Below are 11,931 nucleotides of genomic sequence, written 5' to 3' on the forward strand. Positions count from 1 at the left end.
CAGAGTGCCGAACAAGTGTTTTAAAAGCTTCGGCGACGGGTGACGGAATGCGATGGTGCGCGGGGATGAGCGTACATCAAAAAGTGCACCGGGATGGAGCGCTCTTCGGTGGCGAGGGAGCTTGCTCCCGCTGGGGCGCGAAGCGGCCCCCTGCGGTGTGTCAGTCAGAACCAGGGGGCCGCTTCGCAGCCCAGCGGGAGCAAGCTCCCTCGCCACATGTGTTTGTGCAAACTTGACGACCCCGGACATGCAGAGGGGGCTATTTCAGCAGGTCCTGAAGCGTTGCCAAGGTATCTGCCTCTTCGACGGTTTTGTCCTGGCGCCAACGCAACATCCGTGGAAAGCGCACCGCGATCCCACTCTTGTGGCGATTGGACAGGGCGATGCCTTCGAAACCCAGTTCGAACACCAGGGTGGGCGTGACGCTGCTCACCGGGCCGAACTTTTCCACGGTGGTCTTGCGCACGATGTTGTCGACCTGGCGCATTTCCGCATCGGTCAGCCCTGAATAAGCCTTGGCAAATGGCACCAGTGTGCGCTCGCGACTGTCCGGCGGGTTATCCCATACGGCGAAGGTGTAGTCGCTGTACAGGCTGGCGCGCCGGCCATGGCCGCGCTGGGCATAGATCAGCACCGCGTCGACGCTGAAGGGGTCGATCTTCCATTTCCACCACACGCCCATGTCCTTGGTGCGGCCGACGCCGTACAGTGCGTTGCGGGCCTTGAGCATCATGCCTTCGACACCGAGGCGGCGAGAGCTTTCGCGTTGCCGGGCGAGGTCGAACCAGTCTTGGCCGGTGACCGTTGGCGACGGCAACAATACCGGACTGCGAACACGGGCGATCAGCGCCTCCAGCTGTTCGCGGCGCTCGGCCTGGGGACGGCTGCGCCAGTCCTCGCCTTGCCATTCCAGCAGGTCGTAGGCCATCACCACCACCGGGGCATCGTCGAGGATTTTCTTGCCAAGGGTCTTGCGACCGATGCGCTGTTGCAGCAGAGCGAAGGGTTGCACCGCAGGCTGCAACGGTGCGTCCGGGTCGAAGGCGTCTTCGGTAACCGACTGGGGGGCTTTCCAGACCACAATTTCACCGTCGATCACCGTGCCGTCGGGCAGCGCCTGGGCCAGTGAATGCAGTTCCGGAAATCGCTCAGTGACCAAGTCCTCGCCTCGCGACCAGACCCACAAATGGCCGTCGCGCTTGATCACCTGGGCGCGGATCCCATCCCATTTCCATTCCACCTGCCAGTCGCTGGCGGGCCCCAGCAGCGTGTCGAATTGCTCCACGGGTGCAGACAGCGCATGGGCCAGGAAAAACGGATAAGGCTGGCCGCCGCGCTGGGCATGTTCATCGTCGGATTCGGCCGCGATCAGCTTGAGGTAACTGGCCGCCGTCGGCCGATGGGACAGGTCGGTGTAGCCCACCAGGCGCTGGGCCACCCGTTTGCTGTCCAGCCCGGCCATGCCCGCCAGGGCCCGGGTCACCAGCAGTTTGGATACGCCGACGCGGAAACTGCCGGTGATGAGCTTGATGCAGAGCATCAGGCTGGGCCGGTCGAGTTGCGCCCACAACGCCGGTAAGCGTTGCGCCAATACCTCGGGCGACTCACCGCGCAAGGGCAGCAGTTTCTCCTCGATCCACAGCGCCAGGCCTTCGTCGGAGCTGTGGGGCGATTCGGGTAATACCAGCGAAATGGTTTCGGCCAGGTCGCCCACGGCCTGATAACTTTCTTCGAACAGCCAGAGCGACAACCCGGATATCTGGACCGCCAACTCCCGCAGGATTTTTACCGGCACCAGTTGCCGTGGGCGCCCGCCGGAAAGGAAATACACGGCCCACGCCGCGTCCTGGGGTGGGGCTTTGCTGAAATAGTCCTGCATGGCGGCGAGCTTGGCATTGCTGGAGGTGGTGGCGTCCAGTTCGGCGTACAACTCGGCGAAGGCTTTCATGGCGCCTCCTCCCCGCTGTTGGTGGCCATGGCGAGGTCTTCTTCATCGTCACCGTATTCGGTGCTGAACGCTTGGGCGTCGAGGCCTTGCTCGCAGAGATGGCGCACCAGCACGCTTACCGAACCGTGCGTGACCATCACCCGTTCGGCGCCGGTCTGTTCGATGGCCCAGAGCAGGCCGGGCCAGTCGGCGTGGTCGGACAGCACAAAACCCCGGTCCACGCCACGCCGCCGACGCGTACCGCGCAGGCGCATCCAGCCGCTGGCGAAGGCGTCGCTGTAGTCGCCAAAGCGGCGCATCCAGCTGCTGCCTCCGGCAGAGGGCGGGGCGATGACCAGCGCCTGGCCCATGATCGGGTCGTTCTTCTTGACATCGCCGGCGTAGATCGTTGGCGGGAGATGGACCCCGGCCTCGCGGTAGACCCGATTCAGCGGTTCCACCGCGCCATGGGCCAGGATCGGGCCGAGGCTTTCGTCGATGCCGTGGAGAATTCGCTGAGCCTTGCCGAAGGAATAGCAGAACAACACGCTGGCCCGGCCGGCGGCGATGTTCCCGTGCCACCACTGGTTGATCTCGTCGAAAATCTGCGCCTGGGGCTGCCAGCGGTAGATCGGCAGGCCGAAGGTGGATTCCGTGATGAAGGTATGGCATTTCACCGGCTCGAATGGGGTGCAGGTGCCGTCAGGATCGACTTTGTAATCCCCCGACGCCACCCAGACCTCGCCTTGATATTCCAGCCGCACCTGGGCCGAGCCCAGCACATGGCCGGCGGGGTGAAAGCTCAAGGTCACGCCATGGTGCGACAGGCGTTCGCCGTAAGGCAGCGTTTGCAGGTTGATGTCCTGGCCCAGGCGTGATCGCAGGATGCCTTCGCCGGGTGCCGCTGCCAGGTAGTGTTGGTTGCCACTGCGGGCATGGTCGCCGTGGGCGTGGGTGATGACCGAGCGTTCCACCGCCCGCCACGGGTCGATGTAGAAATCCCCGGGCGGGCAGTACAAGCCTTCGGGGCGGGCAATGACAAGATCCATGCGGTCACCGGAGCGATGGGCTTGTCAGGTAGAGGCGCAGGCGAGGGGGGAAGTTCTATCGGGTTTTGATGGCGCAGGATCAGGTGGCTGAATGGACAAATGTGGCGAGGGGATTTATCCCCGTTGGGCTGCGAAGCAGCCCCAAAGCAGCCAACTCGATTTGCCTGACACACCTAGTTGCCTGGTTTCAGGGCTGCTTCGCAGCCCAACGGGGATAAATCCCCTCGCCACAGGGCAGTCTATTTGCCAGGCACCAGGGTCAACCGCGTCTTGCCATACGCCCGATCGAAGTTCTGTGACTGCAGCGGCAGGCTCTGGTACTGCCCCTTGATCCACGGATCGATGCCATTGGCATAGTTCGGGCTGACCGGGTTGCCAGACTGGCCGGCGCCGTCCTGGATCATCAACGGTTCAGGCTGGCCGAAGTCAACGATAAAGCGCATGGCCGGCGCCAGGGTGGTGGTGAAATCCTGGCCCCAGGCGAACGCCGCCGAGTTGAGCGTGCTGGCGTCGCCACCAGCCGGTAGCGGGCCGCGTACGATCTGGCCGTTGCTGTTCTTCCACGCGTAGCGATGCAACTGGCCCCACTGCCAAGCCTTGTGGTCACCGCCCAACTGGCTGTCACCGGCGTTGATGGTGGCGACCAGGCTGCGGGCGAGGATGACGGCCTTGTCTTCTTTCTGAGGGGTGCGTACATCGTCCCAGAACGGGCTGTCTTCACGTCCCAGCAGATGATCGGCCTGGGCCGAGTAGGACAATTGGCCGTTGGCGACCAGCGCCTTCCACGCCGGGCTGCTGTCCGGGCCCAGTTCGTCGAGGAAAATCTGCTTCATGCTTTCCTGCAGGAACAGCTCATAGATCGCCGCGTCGGCGGAGGTCGGGTTGAGCCGGCCATCGAATGCCATCAAGCGAGTGTAGGCCTCGCGGGCCTTGGCCCGGTCAGCCACCGGCAGGGCTTCGATCGCCTGTTTGAGCGGCTGGGTCATGCCCGGTGCTTCGAAGACTTGCTTGAGCTTGGCGGCGAACGTTGTGCCCTGGTCGTATTGCATGGCGGTCAGGCTGCGGGTGTCGTGCTTGCCCGCGCCGGCCAGTTCGGCCATGCGTTCGCCACGCTCCGGTGCGGCCCACGAGTTGGACAGTTGCATGCCGTAGCCATGGGGGATGACCCGTTGGTTGGCCGTGCCAAGCCAGCCCTGGGGCGGGTCCTGATCGTAGGGGTGCAGCATCGGGTCGGCGTAACCGTCCCAATCGTAGCGACCGTCCCAGCCCGGCGACGGCAACAGACCCTCGCCTTCACGGCGGTTCGGGTAGCGACCGGTGACTTGCCAGCCGACATGGCTGGCGTCGGCAAAGACCAGGTTCACCGCCATGGCGCGGATTTCCCGGCTGGCGTCGGAGGCTTTCTCGACGTTCTGCGCCCGGGACAGGTCGAAGAAGGCATCCAGGGTCTTGTCGTCGCTGAAGCTCGGCGTCTGCAAGGCCAGGCCAAAGCCGTTGGCCATGGCCGGGCCCTGGGCGCTGTTGAGCAACGGGCCGTGGCGGGTTTCGAACACCGCTTCACGAATCGGCCGCTGGCCTTTGATGAAGTAGGTTTCGTTGCGCACGATCGCCGGTTGCCATTTGCCGTTGACCTCGTAGGACAGGCCATTGCCCTGACGGCGGATTTTTTCCAGGAACAGGTCCTGGTTGTCCCCCAGCACGCTGGTCATGCTCCAGGCCACTTTGCCGTTGAACCCGGCCAGGATCATCGGGATGCCCGCCACGGAAACCCCGGCCGCCTGGTACTTGGGCGCACGGATCTGTACCGGGCTCCACAGCCCCGGCATGCCCAGCGGCCCGTGGCTGTCGCTGGCCAGCAGACTCTTGCCGCTGCGGCTGCGTTGTGGCGCGATGGCCCAGTTGCTTGAAGACGCAGCACCCAACAGGTTCAACCCGGCCAATTGCTGGGTGGCCTTGCTGATTTCGCTCAGGCCCGGGATCTGGCCATTGAGTCGCAAGCCCTGGAGCTTGTCGGCCTCGGCCACGGGCAGTTGCTCGTCCGGATAGGACGGGCTCAGCCAGGCGAGCTTGTCGTTGGTGACGGTCTGGGCCAGCACCAGGCTGGCGATTTCTTCCGGGAGGTTGGCTGACTGGCTGAAATTCAGCAGGCAGAACATCAGCGCCGAGTCTTCCGGTTTCCAGTACTCGGGTTTGTAGCCAGTGGCGGCCAGGTCCGACGGCAACTTGTCGCGGTAGCGGAACAGGTAGGCGTTGACGCCGCGGGCATAGACTTCGAAGAAACGCTTGAGCCTTGGCGAAGACGCCTTGTACAGCTCGTCGGCGTTTTTCTTCAGGTTGACGGCGCGCATGTAGCGGTCGACGTCCAGCCGTTCGGCGCCGGACATTTCTGCCAATCGTCCTTGGGCCAGCAGGCGCAGGGTGACCATTTGGGTGATGCGATCGCTGGCGTGGACGTAGCCGAGGGTGAACAGGGCGTCATGGAAGCTGTTGCTTTCGATCAGCGGCATGCCGGTGGCATTGCGCCGGACCGAGACGTTCTGCGCCAGCCCCTTGAGCGGTTGCACACCGGAAGTCGGCGGGACAGTGTCCTGGGCGTTCCAGGTCTGGCATCCGCTCAAACCGAGCACACTGGCCATTGCGGCGGCAACGCCGAGCCGGGGGATAAGGGAAATAGAGGCTGGCGAGGCCATGGCAAAGCTCCTGCGGGAGGGGGTGGCACCAATAAAGGCGCTACGTTAGTGAGCAGGAGGGGGCCGCGCAAGCGGGGGCGAGGGTTATTTGTTGGTTTGGCGATAAAACTCCGGGGCCGGGTCATCGCTTTGCTCGAAGGCTTGCCTATAGGAAAAGGTGATGATCAAGTGTGGAACATTCAAAGACCAAGCAAGAGAAACTGGCATGGAGCTACAGAACGACGCGGCGCTGATTCTCATCGATCAACAAAAAGGCATCCTTCACCCCAGGCTCGGCCCTCGCAACAACCCCGAGGCAGAGCTGCGCATGCTGGAGCTACTGGCTTTATGGCGACGGACGGCGCGTCCGGTGATTCACGTCCACCACCTCTCCCGCTCGCCGGACTCGGTGTTCTGGCCGGGGCAGTCGGGGGTGGAAGTCCAGCCACGGTTCGAGCCGCAGGCAGGGGAACGGTTGGTGCAAAAGCAGGTGCCGGATGCGTTCAGTGGCACCCACCTGGAACAAGACCTGCGCAACGCCGGAATCAGGCAATTGGTGATCGTCGGGGTGGCAACGCACAACTCGGTGGAGTCCACGGCGCGTACGGCCGGCAACCTGGGATTCGACACGTGGGTGGTCGAAGATGCCTGCTTTACCTTCGACAAGAGCGATTACTTCGGCAACGCCCGTACGGCTGCCGAGGTGCATGCCATGTCCTTGGGCAATTTGCATGGTGAGTATGCGACGGTGGTCGGTGTGAAGCGGATTCTGCAGGCGGGCTGATAGATCGGTGTTGACAGTGCCGGCCTCATTGTTGGATCGCCGCCCGGAGCAAGCTCCCACAGGGTGTTGAAAGCGGCACGGTCCCGTGGCGAGGGAGCTTGCTCCCGCTGGGGCGCGCAGCGGCCCCAAAAAAGCGATGAGCGCTTCGCACTCAAGCGGGAGCAAGCTCCCTCGCCACAAAAAGCTTCCAAGCCATCACACCCTGGATTGGTTAATGGCAAACTCTGTGGGAGCGAGCTTGCTCGCGATGACGCTCTAACAGGCGAAAAAGCTTTTCGCCCGGACCCTCAAGCCCCGTGGCACTTCTTGAATTTCTTGCCATTACCGCACGGGCAAGGGTCGTTGCGGCCGACATCCTTCAGGGCGTTGCGCACCGGTTCCTGGTGGGCGTGGCCGCAGTTCGGACCGTGGACATGGCCGTGGTCATGATCGTGATGATGGTCGTGATCGTGGTTGCAATCAGGGCCATGGACGTGGGGTTGTTGGGTCATCGGGGTTACTCCGCAATAAAATCGGCGGCGATTATCACGCCATTACGTTCCAGGTGCACGTAGTGAGCGATGAATAATCCGGTTTCCAGCTCACCTTCCAGACGATAGGGGATCTGTTCCCGGGGTTTCTCCAGCAGCTTCACCACTTCCCGCACCTGTGGCCACAGGTTGGTGCGCACCGGCACCTTGAAGTAGGCGCTGTGCTTGGGACGCACGGTGAACCAGTGCTCATGCTCGCCTTCGGTCAGCAACAGGTCGCCCAGGTGGATGCGGTAGGTCAGGCCGCGAACGGTGAGGTCGCTGTCGCCGGGGTTGTCGACGCGAAAGTGCAGCGTGAACCTCTGTTCCACCAGCCGGGCCCGCACCACCTCGACTTTGACCAGATGTACCTGTGGTTCCGGAGCTTCTTCACCTCGCCAGGATGCACAGCCGCCGAATCCAACGAACAGCAGCAGGCAGGTGATGCGCAGCAAGAATGATGGAGGGGTCATGTCCGTGCCTCTGGTTTATCCCCAGTCTAGCCCTATGGGCCGATGGACGAGCGTCGGACGTTTCCTAAATTCAGCGATTGAAGTAGCCGGCGCAGCACTTCTTGAATTTGTGCCCGCTGCCACACGGACAGCTGTCGTTGCGTCCTGTCTTGACCGGCACGGTCGGATCGATGAAATACCAGCGCCCGTCGTTCTGCACGAACGAGGATTGCTCACGGTGGCTATGCTCGCCCTGGCCGTCGTGCCAGCGTGTCGTGAACGTGACAAAGGCATGTTCCGGTTGACCACCTAGCACTTCGCTGCTTTCCACCTCCAGCCCCAACCAGGTGCTGTTGGCGCTCCACTCGCTGATCGACTGGCGATCGAGGCCTGGCTGCTGGGCGGGCAGGGTGGTGGCGACCAGATAATCCACCAGGCCCAATACATAGGCGCTATAGCGCGAGCGCATCAAGGCTTCGGCGCAGGGCGCCGGGTGACCGTCGTGGTAATGGCCGCAGCAGGCGTCCAGTGGATTGCCACTGCCGCAGGGGCAGATGGGCGTGTGTGGGCTTGTGTTCACGGTTACCACCAATATTTTCCAAAATTTTCCGGGTTGGCCCAAAAGCGCGAGTTGAGCCAGTCGGGGACTTGTTTGTATTCAAGCAGATCGTAGGTAAACAGGGTCAGCACCTGATCTTCGCGCTGGAATCGCTCGCTGGCTTGCAGGGCCAGTGAAAAAAAGTCCGTCTCTTGCCAGCCGCAGGCGTTGAGATCTGCCAGCACGGCAATGCGACTGGCATTGAGATTGCGGATGCCACCCAACAGGTTCAGACCTTCGCGCTTGGGCAAATGCTCCAGGCAATCGAGCGCCAGGGCCAGGTCAAAACGCCGCGCCGCCACGTCCGCCGGCAGCGCGCCGGGGCCGGCGTGGACCACTTCGGTGCCGGGATGGGCCTGCTGGAATGCTTCAAGCGCTGGAAAGCCGCTGGCACCGATCAGCAGCAGTTTTTGCGGGGCATAACGGTCAAGCACGGCCGCCAGGGCTTGCTGGGGCGTACGCGCAGAAATGGCAACAGTCATCGAAGCTCCTCAGTCAGAACCATCACGATAGCCTGCCCGGACATCGTGGCCTAGAGCGGTTTGTCCCTGGACGTGCGGAATCTTCGTAAACACGGGGCGAAAACCCGCGATTGCTCAGGCTGGCGCAGATTCGAAGACGGGTCTTTACTCCCCTGAATCGGCGACAAGCCGATCCCTCAAGGAGAAACCCGATGAGCATAGTTCGGACAGCGTTACCCCTGGTTCTGCTAACCAGTGTGTTGACTGGTTGCGCAGGTTTGCAGAAAACCGACTGGCCGACCTGTGCGGCCGTCGGCGGTGCGATCGGTGCGGGATTAGGCGCCATAGAAAGCACTTCCTGGGCTGGCGGCGGCGCGCTGTACGTTGGCGGCATGGCGGCAGCTTATTGCTGGGTGCACGGCGACGGCGACGAAGATGGCGATGGCGTGCCGGACAGCCGCGACAAGTGCCCGGGCACACCGAAGGGTGTGCAGGTCGATGCCGACGGTTGCCCACCACCTGCACCACCGCCAATGGCTGAAGAGCCTCCAGTGGTCAAGGAAGAAACCATCGTGATCCGCGACGTGCACTTTGAGTTCAACAAAGCCACGCTGACCCCAGCCGACAAGGATGTGCTGAGCACGGTCGCCACCCGACTGAAACAGGAAACGTCCACCGCGCAACTGCGGGTCACCGGCCATACGGACAGTGTCGGCAGCGATGCCTATAACCAACGGTTGTCGGAGAAACGGGCCAACTCGGTGGTGCAATACCTGGTCGAAAACGGCGTACCGCGTGCCAGTTTCGTCTCGGTGTCCGGCGCCGGTGAGAGTCAGCCGGTGGCCGATAACAAGACCGCCGACGGCCGCGCGATGAACCGTCGCACGGAAATCAAGATAAGCCGCTGAAACCCTTGCGAATCGCGGCTTGTAGAGTTGCGGATGCGGGTCTTTACTCCTGTGTGACCGGTATGGGCCGGTGACACAGGAGCCTTCACCATGAACGTTCTAATCAGGGCCGCCTTACCGGTACTGCTGGCGAGCAGTCTGTTGTCCGGTTGCGCCACTCACAGCGATGGCAGCGCACCTCTCAATCAACGCACCTGGCCAATCTGTAGCCTGATCGGCGGCTTGGTTGGCGGCGGGTTGGGGGCCATTGAAAGCAGTGGCTGGGCCGCCGGTGGCGCCGCACTGGGATTGCTGGGCGGTGGTCTGATCTGCTACGCCCAGGATGGCGATGAAGACGACGACGGGGTGTTCGACCGCCGCGACCGTTGTCCCGATACGCCGGCCAATACCCCCGTCGAGCATCACGGTTGCCCGCTGCCGCAATACCCGGCCAGCGCCCCGCCGGTCGAACCGCAAGCGCCGGCGAGCGAGGTCATCACCCTCAACGACGCCGGCAAGGTACTGTTCGATTTCGACAAATCCGACCTCACGGCAGACGCTCGAAGCCAACTCGATGGGCTGATGGGCAAACTCAGCCATGCCAATGTCGCCAGCATCCGGGTGGTGGGTCACACCGACAGTGTCGGCACTGATGCCTATAACCAAGGGCTGTCCGAACGTCGGGCCAGCAGCGTCGTGGAGTATTTGCTGACCCAGGGGCTGGCCCCCGACAAACTCACCAGCGAAGGCAAGGGCGAAAGCGAGCCGGTGGCTGACAATGAGACTGACGAAGGGCGGGCACAGAACCGTCGGGTTGAGCTGCATATCCAGCGTTGAAGCTCGGACCAGGGCTGCCGGGTCGTCGGGAAGGCGATCCGGGGCTCGGGTCAGATTAAATTTGCCTGGCCCTCTGGCTTATCCTGCGCGCAAGCCGTTACTGTGCGCGCAAAGAATAATTCCCGATCAGGGGGGCGTATGAAGGTGTTTTGGGGGCTGGGGCGCTTGCTGACCCTGCTGTTCTGGCTGGTGGTGCTGGTCAATCTGGTCGTGCCGTTCGTCCATCCGCTGCATCTGCTGGTCAATGTCGCCGGCGCGTTTTTACTGGTGCTCCATTTGCTGGAACTGCTGTTGTTCCGGGCCAGTTTCCGTGGCCGCCCCGCGCCTGGTCGTGATCGCCTCAGAGTGCTGTTGTTCGGTATCTTCCATTTGCAAACCCTCCCGACCGCGCCAGAGGCTTCCCATGCGTAAATTGTGTCTGCTCGCCGCACTCGTATGCCCGTGGGCTTCGGCCCAGGTGGTCCAGGTAGAAAGCCATTCGTTGATGCGCCTGCCAAACACCACCAGCACTCTGGTCCTCGAGCGACTGGACGTGGCCGACTACGGCACGCTGCTGGTGCCTTCCAATGTCACTGAACTGACTATCGACCAATTGCACCTGGGGCGTGAAGCACGGATCGCCATCGTGCCGGCGCAGCAGGCATTGGAAATGAAAGTGGCCCGGGCTGAGCTGGCCGAGGGCAGCCAGATCACTTCACGCGGCGCACCGGGTACCTACACCAAGGCCGCGCGGTCGGGGCGCGATCTCAACCTGCGTTTCAATGCCTTGAATGCGCCGCTGTTGTCGGTGGATGCCCGCGGTGGAACCGGTGCGCCGGGTTTCGTCGGTCTTGACGGTGCCAATGGCCAGGCGCCGGGTTGCACCTGGGGTTCGGCCGGTCGCGGGGCCGACGGCAGCAATGGCAGCGATGGCCAGCCGGGAGCCGCTGGCGCGCAGGTACGCCTCGAGCTGCCCCTGGCCTACCCTGCCGAGCAGATCAAGGTGACGGTGGACGGCGGGGCCGGTGGCGCGGCGGGACACGGCGGCAAACCCGGGGCGGGAGGCAAGGCCAAGGGGTGCTTGGTCTATACCGCCGATGGCGGCAAAAGCGGTCGTCCTGGCGCCGATGGCCAGCCAGGGCCTGCCGGAGCGGCGGGGACGGTGACGGTGCAGCGGTTCTGAAGAAAATCTGATCTGAACCTGTGGGAGCGAGCTTGCTCGCGATGGCGTTGTGTCAGTCGATGAAGTAGTGCTGATACACCGTCATCGCGAGCAAGGTCGCTCCCACAGGGTTTTATGTGATGTTCAGAACATTGGCCGCGCCGCGCCAATCGCCACCACCAGCAACCCGATCAACAAATTGATCCCCACCAACCGCCGGATCTTCCCCAGCACCGCCGCACCGGCCGGCCAGTCCTGCGCCGTCACGGCGCTACGCAATGCCGGCAGTTGCAGGCCCTGGATGCGGATGAACAGCGCAGCCATCACCACATACAATCCCATCATCACCTGCACATACCGAGGCGCGGTTTCGAAACCGGCGAAGCGCACATGGATCAGGCCTACACCGCTGATCGGTAAAAGCACCACCGCCACCCAGACCCAGACAAAAAAACGCTGAAACACTTCTACCCACAACTTGAGCCGGGCAGGGCCCTCAAGCGCCGTCATTGCGGCCGGGCGCAGGATCATCCAGGCGAAAAACATGCCGCCGACCCAGACCAGGGCCGCCAGTAAATGCAGGGTGTAGACGAGGGCAAAGGATGTCATTGGGTTAC

General features: G+C 62.9%; 13 protein-coding genes. 5 read left to right on the top strand and 8 right to left on the bottom strand.

Translation table 11 applies throughout. From position 1 onward, the window contains the following. Positions 1 to 259: 259 nt before the first annotated feature. From BLO97_RS15830 to BLO97_RS15840, 3 genes are all read right to left on the bottom strand, one after another. Positions 260 to 1,948 (bottom strand): ATP-dependent DNA ligase, encoded by a 1,689-nt coding sequence (locus BLO97_RS15830; RefSeq protein WP_092346738.1) that lies wholly within the window; start codon positions 1,946 to 1,948, stop codon positions 260 to 262. Then, on the bottom strand, positions 1,945 to 2,976 hold the full coding sequence (locus tag BLO97_RS15835; protein WP_092223200.1) for a ligase-associated DNA damage response exonuclease: 1,032 nt from the start codon (positions 2,974 to 2,976) through the stop codon (positions 1,945 to 1,947). Before BLO97_RS15835 ends, BLO97_RS15830 begins: the two co-directional genes overlap by 4 nt. 239 nt (positions 2,977 to 3,215) lie before the next feature. Continuing rightward, on the bottom strand, positions 3,216 to 5,666 hold the full coding sequence (locus BLO97_RS15840; protein WP_092223198.1) for a penicillin acylase family protein: 2,451 nt from the start codon (positions 5,664 to 5,666) through the stop codon (positions 3,216 to 3,218). Between the two features lie 205 nt (positions 5,667 to 5,871). Between BLO97_RS15840 and BLO97_RS15845 the strand changes: the two genes are divergently transcribed. Beyond that, positions 5,872 to 6,429: a cysteine hydrolase family protein gene (locus BLO97_RS15845; RefSeq protein WP_063322686.1), complete on the top strand. Its 558-nt coding sequence runs from the start codon at positions 5,872 to 5,874 to the stop codon at positions 6,427 to 6,429. A gap of 287 nt (positions 6,430 to 6,716) precedes the next feature. Here the strand turns inward: BLO97_RS15845 and BLO97_RS15850 are convergent, their stop codons facing one another. From BLO97_RS15850 to BLO97_RS15865, 4 genes are all read right to left on the bottom strand, one after another. Next, positions 6,717 to 6,920: an SEC-C metal-binding domain-containing protein gene (locus tag BLO97_RS15850; protein WP_003198420.1), complete on the bottom strand. Its 204-nt coding sequence runs from the start codon at positions 6,918 to 6,920 to the stop codon at positions 6,717 to 6,719. Positions 6,921 to 6,925: 5 nt separating this feature from the next. Beyond that, positions 6,926 to 7,411: an LEA/WHy family protein gene (locus tag BLO97_RS15855; RefSeq protein WP_063322685.1), complete on the bottom strand. Its 486-nt coding sequence runs from the start codon at positions 7,409 to 7,411 to the stop codon at positions 6,926 to 6,928. Between the two features lie 70 nt (positions 7,412 to 7,481). Continuing rightward, complete coding sequence (locus BLO97_RS15860) at positions 7,482 to 7,970, bottom strand: YchJ family protein (RefSeq protein WP_092223364.1); 489 nt, start codon at positions 7,968 to 7,970, stop codon at positions 7,482 to 7,484. A 2-nt stretch (positions 7,971 to 7,972) separates the two neighbouring features. Next, positions 7,973 to 8,470, bottom strand: a complete 498-nt coding sequence (locus tag BLO97_RS15865; RefSeq protein WP_063322684.1) for a DUF6231 family protein — start codon at positions 8,468 to 8,470, stop codon at positions 7,973 to 7,975. A 191-nt stretch (positions 8,471 to 8,661) separates the two neighbouring features. Between BLO97_RS15865 and BLO97_RS15870 the strand changes: the two genes are divergently transcribed. The 4 genes from BLO97_RS15870 (at position 8,662) to BLO97_RS15885 (ending at position 11,335) form a co-directional block, all read left to right on the top strand. Next, positions 8,662 to 9,357, top strand: coding sequence for a PA1041 family peptidoglycan-binding anchor lipoprotein (locus tag BLO97_RS15870; RefSeq protein WP_063322683.1), 696 nt, complete (start codon positions 8,662 to 8,664; stop codon positions 9,355 to 9,357). 90 nt (positions 9,358 to 9,447) lie between these two features. After that, complete coding sequence (locus BLO97_RS15875) at positions 9,448 to 10,173, top strand: PA1041 family peptidoglycan-binding anchor lipoprotein (RefSeq protein ID WP_063322682.1); 726 nt, start codon at positions 9,448 to 9,450, stop codon at positions 10,171 to 10,173. 138 nt (positions 10,174 to 10,311) lie between these two features. Beyond that, the gene (locus tag BLO97_RS15880; protein WP_063322681.1) at positions 10,312 to 10,584 is read left to right on the top strand and encodes a DUF1145 domain-containing protein; all 273 of its coding nucleotides are present in this window, start codon (positions 10,312 to 10,314) and stop codon (positions 10,582 to 10,584) included. Continuing rightward, positions 10,577 to 11,335, top strand: coding sequence for a collagen-like triple helix repeat-containing protein (locus tag BLO97_RS15885; RefSeq protein WP_092223194.1), 759 nt, complete (start codon positions 10,577 to 10,579; stop codon positions 11,333 to 11,335). The genes BLO97_RS15880 and BLO97_RS15885 overlap by 8 nt, the downstream gene beginning before the upstream one ends. 123 nt (positions 11,336 to 11,458) lie before the next feature. Here BLO97_RS15885 and BLO97_RS15890 read toward each other — a convergent pair whose 3' ends face one another. Then, positions 11,459 to 11,923 carry a CopD family protein gene (locus tag BLO97_RS15890; RefSeq protein WP_092223192.1) on the bottom strand — a complete coding sequence of 155 codons (465 nt, stop codon included), beginning with the start codon at positions 11,921 to 11,923 and terminating at the stop codon, positions 11,459 to 11,461. Between the last annotated feature and the right edge of the window lie 8 nt (positions 11,924 to 11,931).

The sequence above is a fragment of the Pseudomonas sp. NFACC05-1 genome, from assembly GCF_900100135.1.
Classification (GTDB): domain Bacteria; phylum Pseudomonadota; class Gammaproteobacteria; order Pseudomonadales; family Pseudomonadaceae; genus Aquipseudomonas; species Aquipseudomonas fluorescens_Q.